The sequence below is a fragment of the Kutzneria viridogrisea DSM 43870 genome (assembly GCF_000525635.1).
GTDB classification, from domain to species: Bacteria; Actinomycetota; Actinomycetes; order Mycobacteriales; family Pseudonocardiaceae; genus Kutzneria; species Kutzneria viridogrisea.
This window is the reverse complement of record NZ_CP007155.1, coordinates 251,026-277,926: the sequence shown is the minus strand read 5'-3', so window position 1 is coordinate 277,926 and position 26,901 is coordinate 251,026. Positions and strand designations below refer to the sequence as shown.

The following is a 26,901-nucleotide window of genomic DNA, read 5'->3' as shown; positions in this document are numbered from 1 at the left end:
GCGAACCGCGTGCTGTGCCCGGTAACCAGGCCGTACTGCCCGCGGGAACTGGTCCGATCGGGGCAGGGCCAGGCTACGACCTCGACCTAACTGGAGGTCAACTCCAGCCTCGCCACGGGCATTACAGCGGGGTAACCTACCGACGGTAGGTCGGGCGAGCGGAGGTCGCGGATGGCTGGGCTGGGCGATTCGATCCCGATGCGGTGGCAGGCGAAGGTCGTGCGGGGGCTGTTCGCCCTGCCGCGGCCGGTGCGCAGACTGCTCGCGGGCAAGCCGGTCTGGCTGGACGGCCAGCAGCTCGACCTCGACGCCCAGTTGCTGCTCAAGTTGCAGAAGCTCAGCGGCACCGAGCTGCTCAACAGCACCTCGGCCGCGCGGGCCCGCGCCTCGCTGGACGCCAGCCGAGAACTGGTCTCCGGCGAGCCGATCCAGCCCGTGGACGCCCGTGACCTGCTGATCCCCAGCCCCGAAGGTGACATCCGCGCCCGGTTGTACCGGCCCGCCCGGCTGCCGGAGGGCTCGCCGCTGCTGATCTACTTCCACGGCGGCGGCTTCGCCATCGGCAGCGTGGACAGCCACGACAACCTGTGCCGCTTCCTGGCCAAGCACTCCGGGGTCCGGGTGCTCTCGGTGGACTACCGGCTCGCGCCCGAGGCCCCGTTCCCGGCTGCCGTCGAGGACTGCCTGACCGCGTTCAAGTGGGCCGTTGCCGAGGCCGACTCGCTGGGCATCGACCCGAAGATGATCGCGCTCGGCGGGGACAGCGCGGGCGGCAACCTGGCCATCGTCACCGCACAGCAGGCCACCAGCGGGGCCCGGCCGATCTTCGTGCTGGCCTTCTACCCCACCGTGGACGCCACCGCGGACACGGCCTCGCGCAAGCTGTTCGGCGAGGGCTTCTTCCTCACCGGCAAGGCGATGGACTGGTTCATGGAGCAGTACGCGCCGGACCCGGACACCCGCACCGACCCGCGCATGTCCCCGCTGCTGGCCGGGGACCTCAGCGGGCTGCCGCCGATGTACCTGGCCACCGCCGGGTTCGACCCGCTGCGTGACGAGGGCGAGCAGTTCGCCCAGCGCGTGGCCGAGGCGGGCGTGCCGGTGGTGCTGCGCCGTCACGAGGGGCTGATCCACGGCTACGCCAGCATGACCGGGATCGGCCAGGGCTTCCGCGACGCCGTGTTCGAGGCCGCGGGCGCGCTGCGTACCGGGCTGGCGATCGGCCGCAACGGCCGTCCGCGCCGCAAGAGCGTGGACCCGGCCGAACTGCACGACTACCCGGTGGGCAACTGGCTGACCTGACCTGCCCTCAGGTTGTACCGGAACGTCCGACACGCAGTACCGGAAGCGCCGACACGCGGGGAAACCGTGCGTGTCGGCGCTTCCTGTGGTGGGAGCGCTCAGATCAGCTCGGGTTGACCTTGTCGGCGATGCGGTCGCCCAGGTCCTTGTCCACGTTGCGCCAGTACTCCAGCGCGCGCTCCAACACGGGCTTGCTCACCCCGTTGGACAGGTGCCCGGCCACGTTGCCGACCAGGCGGGTGCGCTGGTCATCGTTGAGCACCGAGCGCACGAGGGTGCCCGGCTGGCCGAAGTCGTCGTCCTCGGAGTGCAGGGCGTAGGCCGTGCGCAGCACCTCACCGGTCGCGCCGTAGGCGGACGCGGTCTCGCCCGCGAGCTCGGCGTCGGCGTGCGGGCCGCCGTAGGAGTTCGGCGCGTACACCGGGTCCGCCGGGTTGCTGTACCGCATCGCGCCGTCCTTGGCGTAGGAGTTCACGGGCGACTTGGGGGCGTTGACCGGCAGCTGGGCGTAGTTCGGGCCGATCCGGTAGCGGTGCGCGTCCGGGTAGGCGAACAGCCTGCCCAGCAGCATCTTGTCCGGGGACGGGCCGATGCCGGGCACCAGGTTCGCGGGCTCGAACGCGGACTGCTCGATCTGCGCGAAGTAGTTGTCCGGGTTGCGGTCCAGCCGCAGCGTGCCGACCTTGATCAGCGGGTAGTCCCCGTGCGGCCACACCTTGGTCAGGTCGAACGGGTTGAACCGGTAGTCCGCCGCGTCGTCGTGCGGCATGACCTGCACGTACAGCGTCCAGCTCGGGTGGTCGCCCTTCTTGATGCTGCTGTACAGGTCGCGGATGTGGTGGTCCCCGTCCTCACCGGCGAGCCGGTCGGCGTCGGCCTGGGTGAGGAAGTCGATGCCCTGGTCGGTCTTGAAGTGGTACTTGACCCAGAACTTCTCCCCGCCCGCGTTCTGCCACAGGTAGGTGTGCGAGCCGTAGCCGTTCATGTGGCGCCAGCTGCTCGGGATGCCCCGGTCGCCCATCAGCCAGGTCACCTGGTGCGCCGTCTCCGGGCGCAGGGTCCAGAAGTCCCACTGCATGTCGTGGTCGCGCAGGTGGTTGTCGGCGCGGCGCTTCTGCGAGCGGATGAAGTCCGGGAACTTGATCGGGTCGCGGATGAAGAACACCGGGGTGTTGTTGCCGACGAGGTCGTAGTTGCCCTGCGTGGTGTAGAACTTCAGCGCGAAACCGCGCGGGTCGCGCCAGGTGTCCGGGGAGCCGAGCTCACCGGCGACCGTGGAGAACCGCAGCAGGGTCTCGGTCCTGGTGCCCGGCTGGAACACCGCGGCCTTGGTGAACCCGCTGACGTCCTCGGTCACCTCGAAGGTGCCGAACGCGCCACCCCCCTTGGCGTGCACCACCCGCTCGGGCACGCGCTCGCGGTTGAACTGCGCGTTCTTCTCGATCAGGTAGTGGTCCTGGAGCAGGATCGGTCCGTTGGGCCCCAACGTCAACGAGTCGTTGTCGCTGGCGACCGGGATGCCCACGTTGTTGGTGGTGTACCGCTGGGTCACGCTCTTCCCTCCTCGTGGTGGTGGGCTGCCGTGGTGGGGGAGGCCACCAGGCAGTCGGGGCACAGCCCCCAGAAGACGACTTCGGCCTCGTCGACCGCGAAACCCTTGCCATCAGAGGGTTCCAGGCACGGCGCCGCGCCCACGGCGCAGTCGACGTCCTCGGTGCGACCGCAACGGCGGCACACGAGGTGGTGGTGGTTGTCACCGGTGCGCGTCTCGAACCGGGCCGGGTGCCCGGCGGGCTCGATCCTGCGCACCAGCTCCGCCCGCGCGCAGGCGCCGAGCACGTCGTACACCGCCTGCGTGGACACCGAGCCGAGTTGGCCGCGCACCCCGGTGGCCACCTGGTCGGCCGTGGCGTGCGGGTGCTCCGCCAGCCATTCGAGCACCGCCAGCCGTGGTGCGGTCACCCGCAGCCCCGCCTGCCTGAGGCGCTGCCGCAGCGTGTCCGGTACCGAAGCGTCGGGTGTCATGGCCCCACCAGCACACCACGTAATCTGGAATGAGTCAAGAAAACGATCGGGTCCGATTTGTCCCCCGATGGAAATGGGTTGCGTGACCGAGGGTGCTCGCGGTCACATCACCGGGTGGCCCTAGCGTCCTACCTCCAGGTGGTCAAACAGCCCGGCGTCCGCACCCTCATCTGCGTGACGTTCCTGGCGCGCGTACCCGTCGCGGGCGCGGGCGTGGCGCTCACCCTGCACGTGGTGCTCGGGCTGGGCATGGGCTACGCCGCGGCCGGGCTGGTCGGCGCCGCCTCCACGATCGGCATGGCCATCGGCGGCCCGCTGCTGGGCAGGCTGGTGGACCGGCGCGGGCTGCGCGCGATGCTGCTGCTCACCACGGTCGCCGAGGTCCTGTTCTGGGGCACCGCCCCGTGGCTGCCCTACCCGGCGCTGGTCGTGCTCTCCCTGGTGCTGGGCGTGTTGACCCTGCCGGTGATGTCGGTGTCCAGGCAGGCCACCGCCGCACTGGTGCCCCCGGCCCAGCACCACACGGCGTTCTCGCTGGACTCGGTCTTCACCGAGGCGGCGTTCATGGTCGGCCCGGCGATCTCGGTGCTGATCGCGACCAGCCTGTCCACGGTGACGGCGCTGCTGACGATCGGCAGCACCATCGTGCTCAGCGGGGTGCTGCTCTACCTGGTCAACCCGCCGGTGCGCGGCGAGGACGCGGCGCGGTCCGAGCCCGTGCCCAGGCGCAGCTGGCTGCGCGGCCCGATGATCGCGGTGCTGGTGATCACCTCGGCGGTGGTGATGGTCATGGCCGGGACCGAGGTCGCGATCGTGTCGGTGCTCAACACCACGGGCGAGGTCTCCTGGTCCGGGCTGGTGATCGCGCTGTGGTGCCTGGCCTCCATCATCGGCGGCCTGGTGCACGGTGCCCGGCGCACCCCGCTGCACCCGGTGCTGCTGATCGGGCTGATCGGGCTGTTCACCGTGCCGGTCGGCCTCGCGGGCAACTGGTGGGCGCTGGCGCTGCTGATGATCCCCAGCGGCTTGCTCTGCGCGCCGACGGTCGCCGCCACCTCGGGCCTGGTCGTGCGGCTGAGCCCGGAGTCCGCGCGGGGTGAGGCCATGGGCATCTACCAGTCCGCGCTGACGATCGGCGTGGCCGTGGGCTCACCGCTGGTCGGCGCCGTGGTGGACCGCAGCACCCCCGCGTGGGGCTTCGTCACGATCGGGATCGCCGGGCTGCTGGCCGCCAGCCTGGCCCTGCTGCTGGGCGGGCGGGTGCTCGGCGGCGCGCGGTCAGAGGTCCAGGTCGCGCACGGCGGCGTGGATGCGCTCCAGGGCGGGCCTGGCCTTGGCCATGCGCCTGCTGGCGAACTCGTCGGGGGCGGCGGTGTGGTCGGGGGTGATCAACTCGGCGGCGGCGCGCAGGGAGGGCAGCTCGCCGAGCGCACGCCAGCCGAGCAGGCAGGCCCCCACCCCTGAGCCCTCCGAGCCCTCGACGAACTCCAGCTCGTGGCCGAGGGCGGCAGCGACCACCTTTGTCCACAGTGGACCCTTGAACGCCCCGCCGGTGACCCGCACGGTGTCCACGGCCGCACCGGTGTCCAGGACGGCGTCGCGCACCAGCGCCAACTGCTGGGCCACGCCCTCCACCATCGCGCGGGTGATCGCCGCACGGCCGTGCTCGCGGCGCAGCCCCAGCAGCACCGCGCGCGGGTCCGGGTCCCACCAGGGCGCGCGCTCCCCCAGCAGGTACGGCAGGGCGACCAGGCCGCCCGCGCCGGAGGGCTCCTGTTCGGCCTCGGCCAGCAGGTCGGCCACCGGCACGTCGAAGGTCTCGGCCGCCCACTGCGCGACGACCCCGCCGTTGCTCACGGCCCCGCCGAGCACCCACAGGCCCTCGGCCAGCGCGTAGCAGAAGACCCTTGCCCTGTCGTCGACCCCGGGGTGCTCGCGGATCACCCGCAGCGCCCCGCTGGTGCCCAGCGAGAGCGCCGCCATGCCAGGCAGCACAGCGCCGACACCCAGGTTCGCCAGCGGCCCGTCCCCGCCGCCCGCCACCACGGGCAGGCCGCTGGGCAGACCGTCCACGGGCATGGTCAGCGACAGGACCTCTGTCGGCGCGACGAGTTCCGGCAGCCGGTCGGCGGTGAGCCCGGTCAGCCGCAGCGAAGGTTCGTGCCAGTCAAGGGTTTCCGAGTTCATCAGCCCGGTGCCCGAGGCGTTGGAGTGCTCGGTGAGCAGCCGTCCGGTGACCTTGCTGAGCACGAAGTCCTTGAGCCCGGCCCACTTCGCTGCACCGCGGTGCAGGTCCGGCTCGTGCTCGGCGAACCAGACCAGCTTCGCCAGCGGGAAGGACGGGTGCACCGGCGTGCCGGTGGCGGCGTGCAGTTCGCGCCCGTGGTCGGCGCGCAGCCGCTTCGCCACGGCAACGGCCCGGTTGTCGGCCCAGCTCAGCGCCGGGGTGAGCGGCTCGCCCTCGGCGTCCAGCGCCAGCAGGGTGTGCATGGCGGAGCTGAACGACAGCCCGCGCACCGGTTCCTCGACGCGGGCCACGCACTCGGTGAGCGCTTTCCTCGCTGCGGCAAGCACTTCGTGCGGGTCCTGCACCGCCGTGCCCCGCTCGTCGGTGCGCAGCGGGTAACCCTGTTCGGCGACGGCGACGACCCGCCCGTCCGAGCGGGTCGCCACCACCTTGGTCGCCGTGGTGCCCAGGTCGACACCGAGTACGACTCCGGACACGTCAGGAGAACTCGGGCGCCAGCGCCTCGGCGATCTCGTAGGTGTTGAGCGCGGCCCCCTTGCGCAGGTTGTCACCGCACACGAAGAAGTCCAGCGTGTTGGGGAAGTCCAGGGCCTGGCGCACCCGTCCGACGTAGGTCGGGTCACCGCCCACCACGTCCGCCGGGGTCGGGAACACGCCCGCGGCCGGGTCGTCCACCAGCACCACCGAGGGCTGGGCCGCGAACACCTTGTGCGCCTGCTCCACGGTGACCTCGCGCTCGAACACCGCGTGCACCGCCAGGGAGTGCGTGGTCACGACCGGCACCCGCACGCAGGTCGCGGAGACCTTCAGCCCCGGGATGCCCAGGATCTTGCGGGACTCGTTGCGGACCTTGAGCTCCTCGGAGCTCCAGCCGTCCTGCTTGAGCGAACCCGCCCAGGGCACCACGTTCAGCACCAGCGGGGCGGGGAACGGCGAGTCCTCCTGGGACAGTCCGGCCTCGGTCAGCGCCGCGCGCACATCGCCCGCGGTGACGCCGACCTGCTTGCCCGCCACGGCGGACAGCTCGGCGTAGAGCCGCTCCACACCGGCCACGCCCGCACCCGACACGGCCTGGTAGGAGGCCACGACGAGCTCGGTGAGCCCGAACTCGCGGTGCAGCGCGCCCACCGCCGCCATCATCGACAGCGTGGTGCAGTTCGGGTTGGCGATGATGCCGCGCGGGCGCTGGCGCACCTTGTCGGCGTTGACCTCGGGCACCACCAGGGGCACCTCGGGGTCCATCCGGAAGGCACCGGAGTTGTCCACGGCCACCGCACCGCGCTCGGCCGCGATCGGCGCCCACTGCGCGGAGATCTCGTCCGGCACGTCGAACATGGCCACGTGCACGCCGTCGAACACCTCGGGCGCCAGCGCGAGCACGGTGAGCTCCTCGCCGCGCACGGTGATCTTCTTGCCCGCCGAGCGCGCCGAGGCGATCAGCCGGATCTCCCCCCACGGCACGGATTCCCTGCCGTTGAGGATGTCGATCATGACGGTGCCGACCGCTCCGGTGGCACCGACCAAAGCCAGTACAGGTCCGTTGCTCATCGCCGCACCTCGCTGACGCTCGGCGCAGCGCTTCGCGCCGGCACCGCGTTGGATGATTCGCTCGCAAGCTCGCTCATCGCCCACTCCCCGCATAGACGACGGCCTCTTCGTCGCCGCCGAGCTCGAAGGCATCGTGCAGCGCGCGCACCGCGTCGTCCAGCTGCGTGTCCCGACAGATGACAGAGATGCGGATCTCCGAGGTGGAGATGATCTCGATGTTGACCCCCGCGCGGGACAGCGCCTCACAGAAGGTGGCGGTGACGCCGGGGTGCGAGCGCATGCCCGCGCCGATCAGCGAGACCTTGCCCACGTGGTCGTCGTAGAGCACCTGGGCGAAGCCGATCTCCGGCTTGGCCTTCTCCAGCGCGGCAACGGCCTTGGGCCCGTCGGACTTGGGCAGCGTGAACGTGATGTCGGTGCGGCCGGTGGCCACCTGCGACACGTTCTGCACCACCATGTCGATGTCCAGCTCGGCGTCCGCGACGACCCGGAAGATCTTCGCCGCAACGCCCGGGTGGTCCGGCACCGCCGTGACGGTGACCTTGGCCTCCGACCGGTCGTGCGCGACGCCGGTGATGATCGCCTGCTCCACGGGAAGGTCCTCCATCGACCCGGTCACCAGGGTGCCCGGCTTGTTGTTGAACGAGGAGCGCACGCGGACCGCCACCCCGTAGCGGCGGGCGTACTCCACACAGCGCAGGTGCAGCACCTTCGCGCCGCACGCCGCCATCTCCAGCATCTCCTCGTAGGTGATCTGACCGATGTGCCGCGCGTCGCGCACCACCCTGGGGTCGGCGCTGAACACGCCGTCCACGTCGGTGTAGATCTCGCAGACGTCGGCCTTGAGCGCCGCGGCCAGCGCGACCGCCGTGGTGTCCGTGCCACCACGGCCGATCGTGGTGATCTCCTTGCTGTCCTGGCTCACCCCCTGGAACCCGGCCACGATCGCGATCGCCCCGTCGTTGACCGCGTCCTGGATGCGGCCCGGGGTGACGTCGATGATGCGCGCGTTGCCGTGCACCGCCGTGGTGATCACACCGGCCTGCGAGCCGGTGTAGGACCGGGCCTCCAGTCCCAAGGCGTGGATGGCCATGGCCAGCAGGGACATCGAGATCCGCTCACCCGCGGTGAGCAGCATGTCCATCTCGCGGGCGGGCGGTACCGGGGCGACCTGGCCCGCCAGGTCCAGCAGCTCGTCGGTGGTGTCGCCCATCGCCGAGACCGCGACCACGACGTCGTAACCCGCCCGGCGGGTGGCCACGATGCGCTCGGCCACTCGTTTGATCCGGTCGGCACTTTCGAGGGACGAACCGCCGTACTTCTGGACGACGAGTGCCACTGACCGAACCTCCTCGTGACCGGGCTCAAGCATGTCCAGGGCAGCCTACCTGCGATGCGAGCTCCCATCACCCGTCGGTGACCGGCGCTACCCTCGCGGGGTGTCCGCCACTGAGATGACGCGACCGCCGGTGGTGGGGGCCACCCGGCCGGTGTCCGAGACCGCCACCTGGCGCCAGGTGCTGCGGTTGACCGCGCCCGCACTGGTCTTCCTGTCGGTGCGCGGGGTCGGCCTGCTGGTGCTGGCGTGGATGGCGGAGCGCAACCACCGGACCGTCACGGCGGCTCTCACATCCTGGGACGGGCACTGGTACCTCGGGCTGGCCTCGGGCGGCTACGACGGGGCACCCGCCGACCTCGTGGACGCGCACGGGCGGCACAACCCGGACAACCTGCTGGCGTTCTTCCCCGGCTACCCCACCGTGGTAAGGCTTTTCGCAAACCTGCCCGGACTGTCCCTCGTGGACGCCGCGTTCCTCGTCACCGTGCTGTCCGGGCTGGTCTGCTCCTACGGCCTGCTCCGGCTGGGCACGCGGGTCACCGGCGGTTCGCGGCGGGCCGGGCTGCTGCTGGTGGCCCTGTTCGCGGCCTCGCCGATGGCCGTCACCCTGTCGATGACCTACTCCGAGGCCATGTTCTGCGCACTGGCCGCGTGGGCGCTGGTCGGCGTGCTGGAGCGGAACTGGCCCCTGGCCGGGCTGTGCTGCGCCGCGGCGGGGCTCGTCCGGCCGACCGCGGGGGCCCTCGTGCTGGCCGTGGGCCTGGCCGCGCTGGTCGCCATCCTGCGCCGTCAGGACGGCTGGCGCCCCTGGCTCGGTGGGCTGCTCGCCCCGCTCGGCCTGGTCGGCTACCTGCTGTGGGTCGCCTCGCGCACCGGTCGGCTGGACGGCTGGTTCGAGGTGCAGCGGCAGGGCTGGGGCTCGGTGTTCGACGGCGGCGGGGCCACGATCCGCTTCGCGCTGGACGCGCTGGCCTCCGGCCGGTCGGTGCTGGAAGTGATCACCGTTGGCTTGGTCGTGCTGGCGATCGCACTGGTGGTGGTGTGCCTGCGCCGGGGCGTGCAGTGGCCGCTGGTGGTGTACGCGGTGGGCGTGCTCGCGATGGACCTGGGCGCCAACGGGCTGATGAACTCCAAGGCCCGGCTCATGGTGCCCGCCTTCACCCTGCTGCTGCCGATCGTGGTGGGCCTCGCCAAGCGCAGGCCCGGCACCGTACTGCTGACCGTGGCGAGCGCGGCGGTGGCCTCGGCGTGGTTCGGCGCGTACTCGCTGACCGCCTGGCCCTACGCTATCTGAGCGTGACAGATCTCTCCTGGACCGAAGTCGACAAGCGGGCCGTCGCCAGTGCGGACCTGCACCCCCTGATCAGCGAGCGGTGGAGCCCCCGCGCGCTGGACCCCGCGGCCGAGATCGAGGAGCCGCAGCTGCGCGCCCTGCTGGAGGCCGCCCGCTGGGCCCCGTCCTGTGCGAACCTCCAGCCCTCCCGGTTCCTGGTGGGGCGGCGCGGGGACAGCACCTTCCAGCGGATCTTCGACACGCTGCGGCCCGGCAACCAGACCTGGGCGGGCGAGGCCTCGGTGCTGCTGGTCGGCGTGGTGATGACCGTGGACGACACGGGCCGCCCGATGCCCGCCGCCGAGTACGGGCTTGGCCTGGCCGTGCAGAACCTGGTCGTGCAGGCACTGGCCGACGGCTGGGTCGCGCACCAGATGGCCGGGTTCGACCCCGACGCGGTGCGGGCCGCGTTCGGGCTGCCCGAGCAGGCCCAGCCGCTGGTGGCCGTCGCGATCGGGGCGCTGGGCTCGCTGGACCAGCTCAGCGAGCAGCTGCGGGAACGCGAGATCGCACCACGTGAGCGCAAGCCGCTGGCCGAGATCGCCTTCGCCGGATCCTGGGGTACGCCCGCGCTGTAGCGGCTCAGCCCAGCCGGCGCACCAGCTTCACCACGATCGAGGTCACGACCAGCCAGAACACCGCGGCGAGCCCGTAGTTGGCGAGCACGCGCAGCTTGGCGTCGGCGGGGGTGAACAGGTCGCGGAAGGCCAGCGCCAGCGGGTCGGCCCAGGACCGGACGAAGGTGGTGATCGGGTTGTCCGGGTTGGCGCCGAACACCGTGAGCAGGACGTGCGCGGTGAGCAGCACGGCGGCGAGTGTGCCGATCCAGCGCAGTACACCCGCCAGGACGCCGACGACCTTGCCGCGCACCTGTCCTGCGGTGCGTTCCGAGTGCTGGGCCATGCGCGGCAGTCTGGCACGCTGACCTGCGCGGACGCTACCCGCGAGTAGCGATCATCCCGCGCGGTACAGCAATCGAGCGATCAGACCCGTCACGACCAGCCAGAACACCGCCGCGAGCCCGTAGTTGAGGAGCACGCTGAAGGCGTGGTTGCCGGTGTCGAACAGGTTGATGAACCACAGCGCGACCGTGTCGGCCCAGCGGCCAACGGTGGCCGCGATCTGGTTGTCGGGATTGGCCCCGAGCAGCAGGAACAGGATGCGGGCGACCAGGATGAGCGCCAGCACGGTGCCGATCATGCGCACCACGGTGGCGGCCGTGGATCGGCCGCCGCGAACGTGAGTGGCCATGTCGAACCCACCTCGCTCAGGTCAGATCCACCCGATCGGGTGGAGTTGAGCGAGGTGTACCCACCGTACGTGGCCGCTACACCGGGGTCAGCGCAGGATCCTGGCCACGATGCGGGTCACCAGCAGCCAGAAGGCAGCCGCGAGCAGGTAGTTCAGCGCCACGTTGCCCGGCGCGTCCACCGGCTTGAAGACGTTGCCCCACCACAGCACGAGCAGGTTCGCCCACTTCTCCACGATCGTGAAGAAGACGTTGCCGGTGTTCGCCTTCGTCAGCACCAGCAGCACGTGCACGACCATCACCAGGGCCGTCAGCACGCCGAACAGGTTGATGACGGTCGACAGGACGCCGCCGGATTTCTTGCCCCCAGAGCCCATGCACCCAGCTAACCACGATCCACCATGTGGACTTCGGTTTCACTATCCGGCTGGTTGTGGTTAGGCTCGCCCCGTGGGTTCCACCCTCCTGCTTCGCTGCCGTGACGGGGTCTGACCAGACCGGCCCCCCGTCGCGGAGTTGAGCGCTGCCGCCGGTCGATTGTCACCCGGTACGCAGGAGCAACCCCGATGACCAGCGAGTTCAGCACCACCACCAGCCGCATCCGCAAGCCCTCCCGGCCCGCTTCGCCCGGGCAGCCCGTGTGGAATCCCCAGCTGGGCAGCGCCATGCCGGTGCACCGCTACCGCCCGTTCCACGAGCTGGTGGAACCGGTCTCCGTAGCCGACCGCACCTGGCCCGACAAGCGCATCGAGCGCGCCCCGCTGTGGTGTGCCGTGGACCTGCGGGACGGCAACCAGGCGCTGATCGACCCGATGTCCCCTGCCCGAAAGCGCAAGATGTTCGACCTGCTCGTGCGCATGGGCTTCAAGGAGATCGAGGTCGGCTTCCCCGCCGCCAGCCAGACCGACTTCGACTTCGTGCGCGAGATCATCACCGACGGTGCGATCCCGGACGACGTGACGATCCAGGTGCTGAGCCAGTGCCGCCCCGAGCTGATCGAGCGGACCTTCGAGTCCCTGCGCGGGGCCGCCAAGGCGATCGTGCACATCTACAACTCCACCTCGATCCTGCAGCGGCGCGTGGTGTTCCGCGAGGAGCGCGAGGGCATCAAGAAGATCGCCACCTCGGCCGCCGAGCTGGTCGTCGAGCTGGCCGCCAAGCAGCCGGACACCGAGTTCCGCTTCCAGTACTCGCCGGAGTCCTACACCGGCACCGAGCTGTCCTACGCGGTGGAGGTCTGCAACGCCGTCACCGCGATCTGGCAGCCCACCCCGGACAAGCCGGTGATCATCAATCTGCCCGCCACGGTGGAGATGGCCACGCCCAACGTGTACGCCGACTCCATCGAGTGGATGAGCCGGAACCTGGAGCGCCGGGACTCGGTGATCCTGTCCCTGCACCCGCACAACGACCGCGGCACCGGGGTGGCCGCCGCCGAGCTGGGCTACCAGGCCGGCGCGGACCGGATCGAGGGCTGCCTGTTCGGCAACGGGGAGCGCACCGGCAACGTGTGCCTGGTGACCCTGGCGATGAACCTGTTCAGCCAGGGCGTGGACCCGCAACTGGACTTCTCCGACATCGACGAGGTCCGCCGCACGGTGGAGTACTGCAACCAGCTGCCCGTGCCCGAGCGGCACCCGTACGGCGGTGACCTGGTGTACACGGCGTTCTCCGGCAGCCACCAGGACGCGATCAACAAGGGCCTGGACGCGCTGAAGTCCGAGGCCGACCGGGCAGGGCACCCGGTGGAGGACCACCCGTGGGAGGTGCCGTACCTGCCGATCGACCCGAAGGACGTGGGCCGCAGCTACGAGGCCGTGATCCGGGTCAACTCGCAGTCCGGCAAGGGCGGGGTCGCCTACGTGATGAAGACCGAGCACCAGCTGGACCTGCCGCGCCGCCTGCAGATCGAGTTCTCCAAGGTGGTGCAGGAGGTCACCGACTCGGAGGGCGGGGAGGTCAGCCCGCGCCAGATGTGGGACGCCTTCGCCGGGGAGTACCTGGGCCGGGTCAGCCCGCTGGAGCTGGAGCGCTACCGCATCCAGGACGACGGGGACGGCCACGACCGGATCACCGCGGTGGTCCGCGTCGAGGGCGAGGAGCACGAGATCACCGGCGTGGGCAACGGCCCGCTGGCCGCGTTCGTGGACGCGCTGGCCGGGGTCGGCTTCGACGTGCGGGTCATGGACTACGTGGAGCACGCGCTGACCGCGGGCGACGACGCGCGCGCCGCCTCCTACGTGGAGTGCGCCACCGGGGACCGGATCCTGTGGGGCGTGGCCGTGGACAGCTCGATCGTCACCGCCTCGCTGCGCGCCGTGGTCTCCGCCGTGAACCGCGCAGCCCGCTGACCTGCTGAAACACCTGTGGGCCCCGGCATAATGCCGGGGCCCACAGTGATGTCTCGTTCCGCTGCCCTACCTACATCCCCCGCCGCTCCCTGGGGGGCGCTCCCAAGCCAAGTCTACCGCCGCCGCCCCGCCGCGAGCCCGCAAATCGGCTCCCTGTGGACAACAGCGGTGCCTGTGGACAACTCACGATCAGTGCTTGTCAGCGGCCTCGATCGCGGTGTCCTCGGTGCTAACGTGCGCCTTGCCGGCCCTGTGCTTGATGAACAGCGAGACGCCGATGCCGAACAGCAGCGCCACACCGAGCCCGATCCACGCGAACTGGGACAGGAAGTGCGAGGCCGCCTCACCCAGGTAGTGGATCGCGGCGGTGGTGCCACCGGCCCAGCAGATGCCGCCCAGCGCGTTGGCGGTGAGGAACTTCGCGTACGGCATCTTCAGCGCACCGGCGAGCGGGCCCGCGAAGATGCGCAGCAGGGCGATGAACCGGCCGAAGAAGACCGCCCACATGCCCCACCGCTCGAACGCGCGTTCCGCTGTGGCCAGGTGGTTGGGGCCGAAGTGCTTGGGGAACTTCTTGCCCAGCCAGACGAACAGCGGTTTGCCGAACTTGCGGCCGATGGAGTAGCCGATGGAGTCACCGACGATGGCACCGGTCATCGCGGCGACCGCGATCCACTCCCACTGCACGGCCGAACTCGGGTGCAGGGTCAGCAGCGTGGCGCTGACCAGGGCGATCTCGCCAGGGAGCGGGATGCCGAGGCTCTCCAACCCGATGATCAGCCCGATCGTGAGGTACACCGCTAGCGGTGGGATCGCCGCGATCCACTGGTCGATGTGCAAGGCCCCGAATCCTTCCATTGACTATCCCTTGTGCCCAGTGTGCCCGAAAGCGGCCACCAGCTGTCCCCGTCCTGTCGAGTTGCTGAGGGGTCCCTGAGATGTCGCCCCTTCGGCCGAATCCGGATGTTCACTGGAGGCATGAGCGTTCCGGACACGGTGGCAGCGGCGTTGGGACTGGTGTTCCTGGTCGCGCTCGTCCCGTTCGCCCCGACCGAGCCGGTGCTCATCTCCTGCGGCGTGCTCGCCGCATCGGGCAAGTTGCCACTGCCCGCTGTCGTCCTGGTGGCGTCGGTGGCCTGCGTGCTCTCCGACCTGATCAACTACAGCGTGGGCCGCAAGCTCGGCCTGCCCGCGATGAACCGGTTCCGCCGCCGCTCCGCGGGCGCCGCGGTGCTGGACTGGACCACGGCCAGGCTGGCCAGCACCGGCGAACCCATCCTGATCGCGGCCAGGTGGTTGCCCGCGGGCGGCACCATCGGCGCCGTGCTCTGCGGCTCGCTGCGCTTCCCGCTGCGCCGGTTCCTGACCGCCTCCGCCATCGGCTGCACGCTCTGGTGCCTGTACGCCACGGCGCTGGGCTACATCGGTGGCACGCTGACCGACGACAACCTGGTGCTCGCCCTGCTCGTGTCGCTGGGTGTGGGTGCGCTGATCAGCGTGCCGACCGGGATGGCGCTGCGGCGCGCTCAGCAGCACGCACCCGAGCCCGACCCACAGCCCGCCCTACAGCTGGTCGGGAGCTGACTGCCCGTACGTGGCGAAACTGTCCGCCGCGATGCTGATCTGCTCCAGCGTGAGCAGCGCTGCCGGCTGCCCGGTGCCCAGCACGCGCAGGGCCACCTCGCTGATCCACTCCAGGTGACCCGCTCGCTGGTACGCCTGCTCGAGATCGGCCCCGACCGTCACCGCGCCGTGGTTGGCGAGCAGGCAAGCCGCTCGATCCCCCAGGGCCGTGACCAGGTTGGCGGCCAGTTCGTCAGTGCCGAAGGGCGCGTAGGGCGCCACGAGTACCCGCCCGCCGAGCAGCGCGATGTAGTAGTGCACGGCGGGCAGTTCCCGCACCACGCAGGACAGCGCCGCCGCCGCGGGCGAATGCGTGTGCACGATCGCCGACGCCGCCGTGGCGCGGTAGACCGCCAGGTGCATCGGCAGCTCGCTGGTCGGCCGCAGCGGGGCCTCAACCGGTGTGCCGTCCAGGTCGTGCACCCCCACCAGGTCAGGGGTCAGCGCGTGGTAGTCCAGCCCGCTGGGCGTCACCGCGACCAGATCGCCGACCCGCACACTGAAGTTGCCCGCCGTGCCCACGACCAGCCGCTCGTCCACGGCCCGCCGACAGGTGCGGACCAGCTCGGCACGTGCCCGTTCGAGCAGCATCACAGGGCCGTCAGCACGAGCGGACCGTCCTCGGTGATCGCGATGGTGTGCTCCACGTGCGTGGCCCGGCTGCCGTCCGCGGTGCGCAGGGTCCAGCCGTCCCGGTCCGTGCGGTACTCGTCGCGCCCGCCCGCGGTGAACATCGGCTCGATGGCGATCACCAGCCCGGGGTGCAGCCGCATGCCCTTGCCAGCGCTTCCCTCGTTGGGCACGTGCGGCTGTTCGTGCATCCTGCGGCCGACCCCGTGCCCGCCGTGCTCGGCGAGGATCCCGTAACCGGCGGAGCGCGCGACGGGGCCGATCGCGTTGCCGATGTCGCCCAGCGTCGCGCCGGGGCGGCACACCTCGATCGCCGCGTCCAGCGCGCCGCGGGTGGTCTCGATCAGGCGCAGGTCCTCCTCGCGCGGGGTGCCGACCACGAAGCTGACCGCCGCGTCCCCGTGCCAGCCGTCCAGGTGCGCGCCGAAGTCGATGCTGACCAGGTCACCGTCGCGCAGCCGGTAGTCGGTGGGGATGCCGTGCACGATCGCGTCGTTCACGCTGGCGCAGATGACCGCGGGGTAGGGCGTCGGCGCGAAGGCGGGCAGGTAGTTCAGGAACGAGGAGCCCGCGCCGGACTCCTCGAGCACCCGTGCGGCGACCGCGTCCAGCTCGGTCAGCGACACACCCACCCCGGCGTGCTCCTGGACCGCCGCCAGGGCGGTCGCGACGATCTTGCCCGCGGCGCGCATGGCGCCGAGGTCCTCAGGCGTCTTCAGTTCGATCACACCAATAACTATACCGGTATTACTATGGGCTCGTGGTCCGAGTGCCGTTGACCGAGTCCGAGCGAGCCCGCGGCGAGCTCCTGGGCAGGCTGCTGCGCGAGGCCAGGGCCGACCGCACCATGGTGGAGGTGGCCGCGAAGGCGGGCATCTCGGTGGAGACCCTGCGCAAGATCGAGACCGGCCGGGTGCCCACCCCGGCGTTCTTCACCGTGGCCGCCGTGGCCGACGTGGTCGGCATCTCCCTGGACGCGTTGCGCGGAGCACTGCTCGTGGCCTAGGCGGCGATGAGCCGGTCGAGCAGGGCCAGGGACCGCTCGGCGTCCAGCGCGGCCTCGGTCAGCCTGCGGAAGGCCAACCCGTGGGCGTCGACCTCGGCAGGCGAGTCCGCGTAGGTGGCGCCGGTGAGGTTCTCGACGTGAACGGTGCTGAACTCGGGCACGGCCAGCCGGATCAGGGTGAACGGGACCCCCAGGCCGGAGTGCTCACCGCGGTCGAGCGGGATGACCTGGAAGGTGACGTTCGGCAGGTCGGCGAGACCGCGCAGGTGGGTCAGCTGAGCGCGGTGCACCAGCGGGCCGCCCACCGGCCGCAGCAGCGCGGGCTCGGCGGTGACCAGGTGCAGCCGTGGCGCGCCGGGTGAGCTCAACACCTCTTGCGCCGCAACCCTTTCCCGCGCGGTGCGGCCCACTTCCGACGGCGGGGTGCTCAGCGAGGTCGCGAGCAGGCTGTACGCGTAGTCCTCGGTCTGCGCCAGGTTGGGCACCACCGACTCCGTGTAGCAGCGGATCTCCGCCGACTCGGTGACGAAGGCGCGGAACGTGCTCACCGGCGAGTGCGCGCGGGCGTCCGGCCGCTGCCGCGCCAGCTCGCCGAAGACCCGCAGCCGGGCCGCGTCCCGCTCCTCGACCCGGTAGATCCGCAGCAGGTCAGCCAGTTCCGACTCGGGCAGCTTGACCGCGCCCGCCTCGATCTTGGCGATCTTGACCCCGCTGTACCAGCCGAGCGTCTTGGTGGTCTGGGTCGGCGAGAGCCCAGCCCGTTCCCGGCAGCTGCGCAGGACAACACCGAGCAGTTCGCGGTAAGCCGTCACGGCGGCCTGCCCCATGCGAGTACCTCCGTTGGCAGTGGTGGCAGCGCTCCATCCTGCCGGGCGGAGCGGGATGCCAGCGCACTCCCACCCGATCGTGGGACACCTAGCGGGTAGCCTACCGGTTATCCATCTAGCTAGCGTGGCCTCATGCCCGAACACGAGTCGGCGCAGAAGCGCCGAGCACACGACGCGGCCTGCGACTACGCCCACCTGGCCGGCTGGCGGCTGGTCCCCGGCGCGACCTGGGACGGCGCCAGGTACACCAGGGGGCACGCCGCACTGCCCGCGACCGAACTGGAACCGCTGTTCTCCAAGCCCACCAACAACTTCCGGCGGGTCAACGCCTGGTGGAACGTCGCCCCCTACGCGGTACTCGCCCCGACCGGCGAGCAGTTCGACGTCATCTCGGCACCACTGGTGCTGGGCGTGGCGGCGACCAGGACCGGACCGTTGCTGCGCAGCATCGCGCCGGTTTCCCTGTCCCCCGAACGAATGCGCTTCCTGGTGACCCCGGGCGTGCCACTGCACCCCGAGTTGCCGGGCGTCGAGCTGATCAGCACCGGATCCTTCACCCCGTTGCCGCCCACCAGAGTTCCCGGCGGCGCGCTCACCTGGTGGATCAGTCCGAAGTGGACGGATTGGCGGCCAGGAGACCCGCTCGCCGTGCAGGCTGCGCTGTGGGAGGCCGCCCAGTCATGGGGAGCACTACAGTGCTCGCCCTCCTGATCGCGCTCGGCCTCATCCTCGTGCTCTCCGCGGGAGTCGTTCTCAGACACCGCTTCTTCGGCTCGCGGCCACAGCACGCCGATGCCGGTGAGGGCGCGCTGAACGTGTCCGACCTGCGCGTGCGCCTCGCCTTCGAGGCCGGTCAGCGCTCCGCCGCCACAGGTCGGCACCACCTCAGCGAACGTTAGGCCACACAACACCTTTCGTGGCCAACAAGAGCGGCAACGCCCCGTACCCGGGTCATATCAGTCAACCGACCCGTTGCTGCTGGGCTCGGAGCTCACCTCGCCCTCGGTCTCGGGCCAGATCTGCGTGACCACCTCGTGCAGGTTCTGCACCTCGTTGCGCGGAGCCACACCCACTGCGACGAACTTCTCCTGAATTTCCAGGCCGATCTCGCGTGCCCGGAACTCATTGCCGCCGAGGTAGTAGAGCGCCAGCTTGTCGCCGAGATCGGACGTCACCTTGAACGGCTCGCCCTTGTAGTCGCAATACCACGCCCGGCGGTACACGCCCTCCACCTCGCTGAGCGGCGTGTGCCTGATGTACGAACCGGGCACGTCCACCTCGAAACCCTCAACAGGCGGATTGGGGCCGTCCCAGTACAGGTCCACGCAATCAGGTTCCGAGGTCAGCGCGGCCTCGTACCGCTGACCGCCCATGACCGCGAAGTAGTCCTCATCGAGCTCAGCCATCAGTCGTTCACACCCTCACCCATCCGTGCCGCTTGGAGTAGCGAGCGACCAGGCGTTCGTTGCCGTGCTTGTCGATCTCGTGGATCGTGTCACCGTTGCGGAGTGGGGAGTCCTGGCGGTCCCATTCCGGGACGAGGTGGTCGTTCGAGCCGGTGTACCCGTTGCCGGTGAAGGGTTCGCCCCACACGTTCTTGCCGCCGATGTTGTCGGCGCCCTTCTGGTTCGGCCCACCGAACGGGATCGGGTAGTCCTTCGGGTCACCCACCTCGCTGCGCAGGACGTGCACCGACTCCATGTCCTTCGAGAAGGGGGTGCCCTTGAAGTCGAGCCGCAGACCGTCGTGGAACTCCGCGGGCGTGCTCATCTGCCGCGCGTCGGACATGCGGGCGAAGCAACCGCGAGCCCGGTTGGCGTCGAAGTGCTCGTTGCGCGTGTTCGACAGGTAGTCGTGGGCGGCCTGGGGGTTCAACACCTTCTGGACCGGAGTGTTGCGCTCGAGCGGGATGTCCTCGCGGATCCTGCGGAACTTCATCGCCTCTTCGTGCGAGACGTTCGCAGTGCCTCCGGGCTGGTTCATCCGGTGCCGCATCGAGTCGAACTCGGCCTGCGAAACACCGTGCCGCTTGAGGATGTCCGGCAGTTCCTCGGCGGCCGACCTGCCCTCGCGGAGATCTCCGCTCATGCGGGTTCGCTCGCCACCCCCACCGGGCAGCTTGTCCACCTTGTGGTTCTTGGCGCCGCTGGGCGCCGTCGAACCGGACTCGTGGTGGTCGCCACCGCCGCCTGGGAGCTTGTCCACGGTGCGGCCCTTGCCGCCACCGCCGGACTTGGCGGAGGCGGTGTGGGTGCCGCCCTTGGCACCGAGCTTGACCGTCTTGTCGTGCGGCTGGTGCTTGTTGAGCAGGGAGGCGCCGTTGTGGTCGGCCTCCTCGTGCAGGTCCGCGGTGGTGCCCAGGTGCTTGCCCGCGGTCTCGACGACACGACCGCCCTCGCCGAACACCTTGCCGGTGATCTGTAGTCCCTTGCCGAACGCCTTGGTGATCACGGCGCCGAAGCCCGAGGAGTCCCGGCTGGCGTGGGCGACCAGGTTCTGCCCAGCCGAGTTCAGCTTCTCCCCGCCTGCGGCCAGTTTGCCGCCGAAGTCGGTCAGCTTGTTCCCGGACTTGCGCATGTGCCCGGGGTTGGTGTGGATCTTGCTCATCATTCGTCGCCGGTCGGGATGCCCTGCCCCGTGGCGGCACCCTTGAGCGAACCGACCGGGTCGTTGACCACGCTGTTGGCCATGCCCTCCAGCTGGTTCTCCGAGTCCTCGACGCCCTGCTTGAAGCCTTCGGTCCCGGCGTCGGCGACCGCGCCGAGGTCCACACCGCTGCGCGTGCCCAGCGCGTTGCCGAGCAGCTGACCGGCGAGTTCACCAGCCGCGCTCTCCAGCGCCGCGAAGATCGGCCCCTCGACCGCCTGTAGCAGCTGCTGCTCGACGGTCTGGATCGCGGTCTGCTCGAGCTCCTTGACGATGGTCCTGGTGAGGGCGGTCTGCGCCGCCGCCAGCGCCTCGGACGCACCGAAAGTGAACGCGGCGGCGGCCTGGTCGGCGATGATCTCGGCGGCGAGCACGACCAGCTGCACGATGGCGGCCAGCTTCATCGCCTCGATCACGACCGCGGCGATGTCCAGTCCGGTGCCGAGCAGGTCGAGTCCCTGGCCGAGCTGCTCCAGGTGACCGTCAGCGATCTTCTTCCACAGGGCCTCGAACAGCTCGAGCGACTCTGCGGAGTTGACGCCCAACATCTCCTCGATGTCGGACTTCGCGTCCCCGTTGTGCCCCTTGAGCTCCTCGGCCAGCGAACGCAGTTCCTCGGCCGCCGACTTGAGCTCGTCCTCGTCGATGTTGGGCCAGGTGACGCCGATCAGGTCGAGGACCCAGGTCACCTCACCAGGGAGAACCACACCCATCAGTTGTCACCAGGGCCTTTCGTTGAGCACGGAGCCGTCGCCGTCCTCGTCGTCCGGGTGGTCCTGGCGCACCGGACGCGCGGGCGGCGGACTCGCCGGGCCGCGGGAGGCTGGCGGGGCGGAGGGGTAGCTCTGCTGCTGCGGTGCCTGCTGCTGCGGCGGCGCGGACTGCGCCTGACGCCACGGGTCGGCCTGGTCGCCGGGGTCGGCAGCGGTGCGCGGCACGGCCGGGATCGTCAGCTTGTCCGCGTCGATGCCGGTGCCCCTGCCCGCGGCCGCCAGCACCTCCTCGCTGCCCGCGCGCACCGGGGCCAGGGACTCGGCCGCCTTGGCGCGCGCCTGGGTCGCCGCGGTCTGGATGGTGGCCACCACGGTCTGCGAGAGCTTGTCCGGTGTGGACCGTTCGAAGGCCGAGGGCGAGAACGTCAACGAGGTCACCACACCCGTCGCGTCCACCACCACGCGCACGCTGCCGTCACGGGAGGTCGCCTCCCCCGTCGCGGCCAGCGCCTGCTCCTGCGCCTGCTTCACGGCCGCCATCTGCGCGCGCAATCCCTCGATCGCCCCCGTGGCCTGGCGCCGCAACTCCGCGACCTGCGCCTGCCGCTGCTCTGGGCTCAAATCCGGCTCAGTCATGCCATCCCCTCACGTCGGGCAGTACGACGCCGCCCAGGTCCTGATGGTTCCCGTTGCTTCAACGTGTCATCTTGGAGCCCGGTCCCCGGCCGTACCAGTCGGGGTGAGCACCTCGGTGCTGGATCTTCCGCCCCAAGGCGCGCCGCCTCTGAGCGGGCCCACAGTAGCGATTTCAGCCGGTGGATTTCGCCAATCCATTCACATCGCAAGCTTTACTCTGCGTGACATCGACTTCACCCATGCGCGCAAGGGTGCTGATCGATTCAGTGGTCCGATCGGTGGGTAGCGGCGTGAGACCGCGCCACTTCCCCCACGGGCGAGCCCCCACCTGGATACACTCCCCCAGGGCCAGCAGTCGCAGGTAGGGGTGAGCCATGGCATCGATTGACGTGGGCGGCGGCTACAGCATCGACTTCGACGACGCCGACAAGTTCCGCAAGGCGCTCGAAGATCAGTTGCACGCGCTGCAGAGCACCATGAACAACACCGCTGCCGACCTGATGGGCGTCGGCCCCGGACACGATGACTACAGCAAAGCCTTCGGCGCGATGGGGACCCAGCTAGTCCAGGCACACCGAGAGTGGAACACTGCGAAGCAGAAAGAACTCTCGAACCTCATCGACAGTCTCAAGGCAGCAGTCGACAAGTACAAGCAAACCGAGCACGACAACACCATAAAGGGCTGACACGTGCGAATCTCGCGACTCACGATCGTCTGCATCGGCCTCACTGCCGTCGCGTTGACCGGGTGTTCCACCCAGCAGCCGGGAACCCCCGACGGCAAGCCGACCACAGGGTCCACCACCGCGACCAGTGGCAGCACCTCGGTGACCAACCCCCTGAACACCAGCAAGATCCTGGACTCGCCCTGCGAAGGGCTGACCGATGCCCAACTGGCTCCCTACCAGGGCGCGGTCGGGTCGAAACAGAAGGGCAGTGGCGCGAACAGCCGGGTCACGTGCACGTGGTTCGCTGCCGACGTCAAGAAGCCCGCGATCTTCCTGAACATCTTCCCGAAGCTCGGGGGGCAGGCGGGAATGGAGAACGCGGGCAAGTCATTCCCGTACTTCAAGAAGGCCGATCCAATTCAGGGCTATTTCACGACCCACCTGTCCCAGGGCGCGGACGGCCCGCAGACTGGTGACTGCCAGACGGACATCGCAGCCAACGATCAGGTGGTTCTCGAGGTACGCGGCCAGACGACGACCGCGACGGACCCGAACTACACGGACATGTGCAAGGCGACGGACGCGCTGATGACGGCGCTGATCGGGAACCTCAAGAACGGGGGCTGACGAAGATGGCCGGTGTTCACTACTCGCCAATGTGCGGAATACCCGCGGGAAGCGTGTACGACCAGTTCCACGGGGACGGGGTTCCCGGCGCGGGCAAGGTCACCGAGCAGGCCGGCATCTTCGGCAAGTTGGCGGGCGAGTACAGCCAGCACCAGCAGGCGTTCACGACGGCGCTGGCGGGGATCAGGTCCTCGTACAGCGGCAGCGCGGCGGGCCAGATGCAGAGCGCGTTCGAGCCGCTGGTGAAGTCGATGGGCGACGGGCACGACATGTGCACGCAGTCGGCGCAGATGCTCAACACGCAGGCGGCGCACTTCACCAGCGCGCAGTCGAAGATCGTCAAGGAGGTGGAGGTCCGCCCCGAGCCCTGGTACGAGCCGGTGGCGTTCTGGAACACCGACCACGACGACGACGTGGAGAAGAACAACCAGATCAAGGCGGCCAACAACAAGGCGCTGCTGGACTACGGCAACTCGACCGGCGCGAACGCGGGCAGCCCACCGCAGTTCGCGAACACCGACCAGTACTCGGCGGGCCCCATCACGGTGGACGGGGGCGGCGGCCCGGTCGACCCGCACTACAAGGGTGGCGGGAATCCCAACGGCGGCACCCTCGGTGGCGGGGGCTACGGCACGGGCGGCGGCTCGCACAGCGCGGGCTCGCAGGGCCAGGGCAGCACCATCCCGGGCGGTCTGCCGGGTGGGGTGCCGGGTGGAATGCCGGTCGGGGAGGCGGGTAACGGCTTGCAGACGGTGCCGCCGTGGGACAACAGCACGGGCACGCAGGGCGCGGGCGGCTACCCGGGCGGCACAGGTGGATCGGGCTACCCGGGGGGAACGGGCGGCTACCCGGGCGGCGGCTACGGCGATCCGTCGGCGGCGGGCATGGGTGGTTTCGGCCCGGCGGGCGGCTTCGGCGGCGCAGGCGGCTACGGCGCTGGCGGCGGCGCGGGCGGAGCGGGCGGTGCCGGCGGCGGGCGGTTCGGCGGCGCGGGCGGCTACGGCGCGGGCGGTGGCGCGGGCGGCAGTGGCGCCGGGGGCACGAAGGGCGCGGGCGGCATGGCCGGTGCGGGTGCCGCGGCGGAGGCCGAGGCGGCGCGCGGCGGCATGGGCGCGGGCGCACGGGGCGCGGCCGGTGCGGCGGGTGCTCCGGGCATGGGCGCGGGCGCGCAGGGCCGGGGTGGCAAGAAGCAGGACGACGGGGAGCACAAGTCGGCTGCCTACCTGGTGAACGAGGACAACGCGAACGACATCGTCGGTGATCTGCCGCCGACGGTTCCGCCGGTGATCGGGGGCTGAAGCGGTGCTGCGTGGGCCGGTCTCACTGTCCAGGAACGCCTGGGAGGCGGTGCGCAACCGCTACGGGGTGGCGGAGCAGCACCGGATGCTGTCCTTCTCCCCGGACCCGGTGTCGGCGGAGGAGTTCCCCGCGTGGGAGCGCCGCGCCTTCGAGGAGCTCAACCGCACGGGGCTGGCCAACGGCACCACCGTGCACCAGGACCTGTTGGACAGCATGCAACTGCTGGCGATGCCGCCGGTGGAGGTGCACGGCAGGGTCGGCTACCACAACCGCAACGCGATCGGTTTTGTCGCGGCGGGTGAGGCGAACGGCGGGGTGCTGGCGGTGCTCGACGAGCAGGCGCTGCACCTGCGCCCGATCGGGCCGGACAAGCTGGTGGAGGCGGCGGTGGGCCTGCTGCCGCCGGCACCGCCCGGCCGGGGCCAGTCCCTGTCGATGCCGGTGGCGGACGCGGACCGGGTGGCCGGTGGTGGCCAGCAGGCGAGTGCGGGCAACGAGGAGCAGGGCTGGCTGCAGTCCAGCAGCGGCGACTCGGACACCACGGGCCGGGCGCTGCAACGGTTGCTCACCGAGCCCAGGCTGGGCGGCGGTCGCTTCTACGCGGCCCTGCGCGATGCCACGGGTCGTCGGCGGCGCTCCGCGGAACCGTTGACGTACATGGATTTGGAGTCGGGGCGCTGGCTGGTGCGCAAGAAGCCCAACGCCTCCGGTGAGCTGTGGATGGTGATCCAGCCCGCGTCCCCGGAGGTGCTCGCCGGTGGTGTCGGCGAGCTCCTCCGGGAACTGCACTAGCCCGCGTCGGGCGCGATCAGCACCTCGTCGGGGTGGACCAGCACCGGCTCCACCTCGTGCGGGCGGATCTTGCCGTCGCGGATCTCCTCCGCGAAGTGGCAGGCGACTCGATGCCCGCCAAGGATCTCCCGCAGCACCGGGCGTTCGGTGTCGCAGCGCTCCGCCTGGCGCCACGGGCAGCGGGTGTGGAACCGGCAGCCCGTTGGCGGGGCGGCCGGTGAGGGCAGGTCGCCGGTGAGCAGAATGCGCTCGCGGCGGTCCTCCACCAGCGGGTCGGGCACGGGCACCGCGGACAACAGTGCCTTGGTGTACGGGTGCAGCGGTTCGGCGTAGAGCTCGTCGGACCCGGCCTCCTCGACCAGCCCGCCCAGGTACATCACGCCGACCCGGTCGGAGATGTGCCGCACCACGGCCAGGTCGTGCGCGATCACCAGGTAGGTCAGGCCGAACTGCTCCTGGAGGTCCTCCAGCAGGTTGACCACCTGTGCCTGCACCGAGACGTCCAGCGCGGACACCGGCTCGTCGGCGATGATCAGGTCGGGCTTGACGGCCAGCGCCCTGGCGATGCCGATGCGCTGGCGCTGTCCGCCGGAGAACTCGTGCGGGTACTTGCGCAGCGCGGTGGAGGGCAGTCCCACCGCGGAGAGCAGTTCCCGCAACTGCTTGCCGGTCTCCTCACGGCCCTTGTCGAGCTCGTGTGCGCGCATGCCCTCGACGAGGATGGACTCCACGGACTGGCGCGGGTCCAAAGAGGACAGCGGGTCCTGGAACACCATCTGCATCCTGCGCCGCATGCGGCGCAGGTTCTCGCCCCGCAGCGCGGACAGGTCGGTTCCGTCGAACACGACCCGGCCGCCGGTGGGCTCGACCAGCCGCAGCATTCCCCTGCCCAGCGTGGACTTCCCGCAGCCGGACTCGCCGACCAGCCCGTAGGTCTCGCCGCGCTGGATGGTCAGGCTGACCCCGTCCACCGCGTACACGTAGCCGATCGTGCGGTCCAGCACCACCCCACGCTTGATCGGGAAGTGCACCTTCACGTCCTCGACGGACACCAGCGGCTCGCTCATGCGGTCACCTCCACCGGGTTGTGGCAGCGCAGCAGCCGGTTGGCCAGGGACTCCTGCTCGGGAGTGACCTGGGTGCAGGTGTCCAGCGCGTTCGGGCAGCGCGGGGCGAAGGCGCAGGCCCCGTCCCACGGGATGTTGTCGGCCACGGATCCCTTGATGGGCACCAGTTTCTCCCCGCGCGGTGCGTCCAGGCGCGGGATGGAGGCGAGCAGGCCGTGGGTGTACGGGTGGCGCGGCTCGGCGAACAGCTCGTGCCGGGCCGCCCGCTCGACCACCCGGCCGCCGTAGAGCACGTTCACCTCGTCGCACAGCCCGGCGACCACACCGAGGTCGTGCGTGATCATGATCAGCGCGGTGCCCGTGTCGGTGACCAGTTCCTTGAGCAGAGCCAGGATCTGCGCCTGGATGGTCACGTCCAGCGCGGTGGTCGGCTCGTCGGCGATCAGCAGCCGGGGACGGCAGGCCAGCGCCATGGCGATCAGCGCGCGCTGGCGCATGCCGCCGGAGAGCTGGTGCGGGTACTCCGACAGCCGCCGCCCTGGGTCCGGGATGCCGACCTTGTCCAGCAGTTCGGTGGCCTCCACCATGGCGGCCTTGCGGGCCATGCCCCGGTGGCGCTCCAGCACCTCGGTGACCTGCAAGCCGATGGACACCACCGGGTTCAGCGAGGACAGCGGGTCCTGGAACACCATGCCCAGGTCACGGCCGCGGCGGTCGCGCATCTGGGACTGGGACAGGCTCAGCAGCTCGGTGTCCTCGAACCGGACCGAGCCGGTGACCTGGTTCCCCTTGCGGGGCAACAGGCCCATGATGGCCAGCGAGGTGACCGACTTGCCGCAGCCGGACTCGCCGACCAGCCCGATCGTCTGACCGGGGTCCACGTCGAAGCTCACCCCGTCCACCGCGGTGAAGGGCTCCTCGCCCCTGCGGCGGAACTGCACGGTGAGGTCACGGACTTCCAGCAGTGCCACT

At 70.4% G+C, this 26,901-nt stretch carries 30 protein-coding genes and 1 pseudogene; 13 read left to right on the top strand and 18 right to left on the bottom strand.

Features of this window, described 5'->3' with window-relative positions; genetic code table 11:
* The first annotated feature begins 171 nt into the window (after positions 1–171).
* Positions 172–1,302 carry an alpha/beta hydrolase gene (locus KALB_RS01405; RefSeq protein WP_025353937.1) on the top strand — a complete coding sequence of 377 codons (1,131 nt, stop codon included), beginning with the start codon at positions 172–174 and terminating at the stop codon, positions 1,300–1,302.
* Positions 1,303–1,405: 103 nt separating this feature from the next.
* Here the strand turns inward: KALB_RS01405 and KALB_RS01400 are convergent, their stop codons facing one another.
* Positions 1,406–2,854, bottom strand: coding sequence for a catalase (locus KALB_RS01400; RefSeq protein ID WP_025353936.1), 1,449 nt, complete (start codon positions 2,852–2,854; stop codon positions 1,406–1,408).
* Positions 2,851–3,327: a Fur family transcriptional regulator gene (locus KALB_RS01395; RefSeq protein ID WP_025353935.1), complete on the bottom strand. Its 477-nt coding sequence runs from the start codon at positions 3,325–3,327 to the stop codon at positions 2,851–2,853. The genes KALB_RS01400 and KALB_RS01395 overlap by 4 nt, the downstream gene beginning before the upstream one ends.
* A gap of 114 nt (positions 3,328–3,441) precedes the next feature.
* Here KALB_RS01395 and KALB_RS49005 point away from each other — a divergent pair.
* A pseudogene (locus tag KALB_RS49005) lies at positions 3,442–4,566 on the top strand (MFS transporter); the annotation flags it as partial.
* A 39-nt stretch (positions 4,567–4,605) separates the two neighbouring features.
* Here KALB_RS49005 and KALB_RS01380 read toward each other — a convergent pair.
* The 3 genes from KALB_RS01380 to KALB_RS01370 all read right to left on the bottom strand — a co-directional run bounded on the left by KALB_RS01380 (position 4,606) and on the right by KALB_RS01370 (position 8,462).
* Positions 4,606–6,051 (bottom strand): gluconokinase, encoded by a 1,446-nt coding sequence (locus tag KALB_RS01380; protein WP_025353932.1) that lies wholly within the window; start codon positions 6,049–6,051, stop codon positions 4,606–4,608.
* Between the two features lies 1 nt (position 6,052).
* Positions 6,053–7,123 (bottom strand): aspartate-semialdehyde dehydrogenase, encoded by a 1,071-nt coding sequence (locus tag KALB_RS01375; RefSeq protein ID WP_025353931.1) that lies wholly within the window; start codon positions 7,121–7,123, stop codon positions 6,053–6,055.
* Between the two features lie 73 nt (positions 7,124–7,196).
* Positions 7,197–8,462 carry an aspartate kinase gene (locus tag KALB_RS01370; RefSeq protein WP_025353930.1) on the bottom strand — a complete coding sequence of 422 codons (1,266 nt, stop codon included), beginning with the start codon at positions 8,460–8,462 and terminating at the stop codon, positions 7,197–7,199.
* A gap of 100 nt (positions 8,463–8,562) precedes the next feature.
* Between KALB_RS01370 and KALB_RS01365 the strand changes: the two genes are divergently transcribed.
* Together KALB_RS01365 and KALB_RS01360 are read left to right on the top strand one after the other, a co-directional pair.
* Positions 8,563–9,756: a glycosyltransferase family protein gene (locus KALB_RS01365; protein ID WP_236650151.1), complete on the top strand. Its 1,194-nt coding sequence runs from the start codon at positions 8,563–8,565 to the stop codon at positions 9,754–9,756.
* Between the two features lie 2 nt (positions 9,757–9,758).
* On the top strand, positions 9,759–10,373 hold the full coding sequence (locus tag KALB_RS01360) for a nitroreductase family protein (RefSeq protein ID WP_025353928.1): 615 nt from the start codon (positions 9,759–9,761) through the stop codon (positions 10,371–10,373).
* 4 nt (positions 10,374–10,377) lie between these two features.
* Here KALB_RS01360 and KALB_RS01355 read toward each other — a convergent pair whose 3' ends face one another.
* The 3 genes from KALB_RS01355 to KALB_RS01345 all read right to left on the bottom strand — a co-directional run bounded on the left by KALB_RS01355 (position 10,378) and on the right by KALB_RS01345 (position 11,421).
* Complete coding sequence (locus KALB_RS01355; RefSeq protein ID WP_025353927.1) at positions 10,378–10,698, bottom strand: hypothetical protein; 321 nt, start codon at positions 10,696–10,698, stop codon at positions 10,378–10,380.
* A 51-nt stretch (positions 10,699–10,749) separates the two neighbouring features.
* On the bottom strand, positions 10,750–11,046 hold the full coding sequence (locus KALB_RS01350) for a hypothetical protein (RefSeq protein WP_025353926.1): 297 nt from the start codon (positions 11,044–11,046) through the stop codon (positions 10,750–10,752).
* Positions 11,047–11,133: 87 nt separating this feature from the next.
* Positions 11,134–11,421 carry a hypothetical protein gene (locus KALB_RS01345; protein ID WP_025353925.1) on the bottom strand — a complete coding sequence of 96 codons (288 nt, stop codon included), beginning with the start codon at positions 11,419–11,421 and terminating at the stop codon, positions 11,134–11,136.
* A 189-nt stretch (positions 11,422–11,610) separates the two neighbouring features.
* Between KALB_RS01345 and leuA the strand changes: the two genes are divergently transcribed.
* The gene (gene leuA / locus KALB_RS01340; protein WP_025353924.1) at positions 11,611–13,395 is read left to right on the top strand and encodes a 2-isopropylmalate synthase; all 1,785 of its coding nucleotides are present in this window, start codon (positions 11,611–11,613) and stop codon (positions 13,393–13,395) included.
* A gap of 189 nt (positions 13,396–13,584) precedes the next feature.
* Here the strand turns inward: leuA and KALB_RS01335 are convergent, their stop codons facing one another.
* On the bottom strand, positions 13,585–14,235 hold the full coding sequence (locus KALB_RS01335; RefSeq protein WP_025353923.1) for a DedA family protein: 651 nt from the start codon (positions 14,233–14,235) through the stop codon (positions 13,585–13,587).
* A gap of 138 nt (positions 14,236–14,373) precedes the next feature.
* Here KALB_RS01335 and KALB_RS01330 point away from each other — a divergent pair, with 138 nt between their 5' ends.
* Positions 14,374–14,979: a DedA family protein gene (locus tag KALB_RS01330; protein ID WP_025353922.1), complete on the top strand. Its 606-nt coding sequence runs from the start codon at positions 14,374–14,376 to the stop codon at positions 14,977–14,979.
* On the opposite strand, the gene KALB_RS01325 is transcribed toward KALB_RS01330, so the two are convergent.
* Both KALB_RS01325 and map read right to left on the bottom strand, forming a co-directional pair.
* A complete protein-coding gene (locus KALB_RS01325) occupies positions 14,959–15,609 on the bottom strand; it encodes a class II aldolase/adducin family protein (protein ID WP_025353921.1) in 651 nt (216 codons plus the stop codon). The genes KALB_RS01330 and KALB_RS01325 overlap by 21 nt on opposite strands.
* Positions 15,609–16,376, bottom strand: coding sequence for a type I methionyl aminopeptidase (gene map, locus KALB_RS01320; protein WP_025353920.1), 768 nt, complete (start codon positions 16,374–16,376; stop codon positions 15,609–15,611). The genes KALB_RS01325 and map overlap by 1 nt, the downstream gene beginning before the upstream one ends.
* A gap of 32 nt (positions 16,377–16,408) precedes the next feature.
* On the opposite strand from map, the gene KALB_RS01315 reads away from it, so the two are divergent.
* Positions 16,409–16,654 (top strand): helix-turn-helix domain-containing protein, encoded by a 246-nt coding sequence (locus KALB_RS01315; protein ID WP_030107970.1) that lies wholly within the window; start codon positions 16,409–16,411, stop codon positions 16,652–16,654.
* Here the strand turns inward: KALB_RS01315 and KALB_RS01310 are convergent.
* Positions 16,651–17,481: a helix-turn-helix domain-containing protein gene (locus tag KALB_RS01310; protein WP_051912901.1), complete on the bottom strand. Its 831-nt coding sequence runs from the start codon at positions 17,479–17,481 to the stop codon at positions 16,651–16,653. The genes KALB_RS01315 and KALB_RS01310 overlap by 4 nt on opposite strands.
* 132 nt (positions 17,482–17,613) lie before the next feature.
* Between KALB_RS01310 and KALB_RS01305 the strand changes: the two genes are divergently transcribed.
* Both KALB_RS01305 and KALB_RS01300 read left to right on the top strand, forming a co-directional pair.
* A complete protein-coding gene (locus KALB_RS01305; protein WP_025353919.1) occupies positions 17,614–18,192 on the top strand; it encodes a bifunctional DNA primase/polymerase in 579 nt (192 codons plus the stop codon).
* On the top strand, positions 18,177–18,380 hold the full coding sequence (locus KALB_RS01300; protein WP_025353918.1) for a hypothetical protein: 204 nt from the start codon (positions 18,177–18,179) through the stop codon (positions 18,378–18,380). The genes KALB_RS01305 and KALB_RS01300 overlap by 16 nt, the downstream gene beginning before the upstream one ends.
* Before the next feature lie 57 nt (positions 18,381–18,437).
* Here the strand turns inward: KALB_RS01300 and KALB_RS01295 are convergent, their stop codons facing one another.
* Genes KALB_RS01295 through KALB_RS01280 form a run of 4 tightly spaced genes read right to left on the bottom strand, consistent with a single transcriptional unit; the run spans position 18,438 to position 21,476 of the window.
* A complete protein-coding gene (locus tag KALB_RS01295; RefSeq protein WP_025353917.1) occupies positions 18,438–18,887 on the bottom strand; it encodes a hypothetical protein in 450 nt (149 codons plus the stop codon).
* A 7-nt stretch (positions 18,888–18,894) separates the two neighbouring features.
* On the bottom strand, positions 18,895–20,088 hold the full coding sequence (locus KALB_RS01290; RefSeq protein ID WP_025353916.1) for a hypothetical protein: 1,194 nt from the start codon (positions 20,086–20,088) through the stop codon (positions 18,895–18,897).
* Positions 20,088–20,840, bottom strand: a complete 753-nt coding sequence (locus KALB_RS01285; RefSeq protein WP_025353915.1) for a WXG100-like domain-containing protein — start codon at positions 20,838–20,840, stop codon at positions 20,088–20,090. Before KALB_RS01285 ends, KALB_RS01290 begins: the two co-directional genes overlap by 1 nt.
* 6 nt (positions 20,841–20,846) lie before the next feature.
* Complete coding sequence (locus KALB_RS01280; RefSeq protein ID WP_081789143.1) at positions 20,847–21,476, bottom strand: YbaB/EbfC family nucleoid-associated protein; 630 nt, start codon at positions 21,474–21,476, stop codon at positions 20,847–20,849.
* Positions 21,477–21,850: 374 nt separating this feature from the next.
* Between KALB_RS01280 and KALB_RS01275 the strand changes: the two genes are divergently transcribed.
* From KALB_RS01275 to KALB_RS01260, 4 genes are read left to right on the top strand one after another with little or no spacing between them, the layout of a single operon-like run.
* Positions 21,851–22,162 (top strand): hypothetical protein, encoded by a 312-nt coding sequence (locus tag KALB_RS01275; protein WP_025353913.1) that lies wholly within the window; start codon positions 21,851–21,853, stop codon positions 22,160–22,162.
* A gap of 3 nt (positions 22,163–22,165) precedes the next feature.
* Positions 22,166–22,771, top strand: coding sequence for a DUF3558 domain-containing protein (locus KALB_RS01270; protein ID WP_025353912.1), 606 nt, complete (start codon positions 22,166–22,168; stop codon positions 22,769–22,771).
* 53 nt (positions 22,772–22,824) lie between these two features.
* Entirely contained in the window at positions 22,825–24,069 is a 1,245-nt protein-coding gene (locus KALB_RS49735; RefSeq protein ID WP_025353911.1) for a PPE domain-containing protein, read from the top strand.
* A gap of 4 nt (positions 24,070–24,073) precedes the next feature.
* The gene (locus KALB_RS01260) at positions 24,074–24,862 is read left to right on the top strand and encodes an ESX secretion-associated protein EspG (RefSeq protein ID WP_025353910.1); all 789 of its coding nucleotides are present in this window, start codon (positions 24,074–24,076) and stop codon (positions 24,860–24,862) included.
* Here KALB_RS01260 and KALB_RS01255 read toward each other — a convergent pair.
* Together KALB_RS01255 and KALB_RS01250 are read right to left on the bottom strand one after the other, a co-directional pair.
* The gene (locus KALB_RS01255) at positions 24,859–25,929 is read right to left on the bottom strand and encodes an ABC transporter ATP-binding protein (RefSeq protein ID WP_025353909.1); all 1,071 of its coding nucleotides are present in this window, start codon (positions 25,927–25,929) and stop codon (positions 24,859–24,861) included. The genes KALB_RS01260 and KALB_RS01255 overlap by 4 nt on opposite strands.
* The gene (locus KALB_RS01250; RefSeq protein ID WP_025353908.1) at positions 25,926–26,900 is read right to left on the bottom strand and encodes an ABC transporter ATP-binding protein; all 975 of its coding nucleotides are present in this window, start codon (positions 26,898–26,900) and stop codon (positions 25,926–25,928) included. Before KALB_RS01250 ends, KALB_RS01255 begins: the two co-directional genes overlap by 4 nt.
* Between the last annotated feature and the right edge of the window lies 1 nt (position 26,901).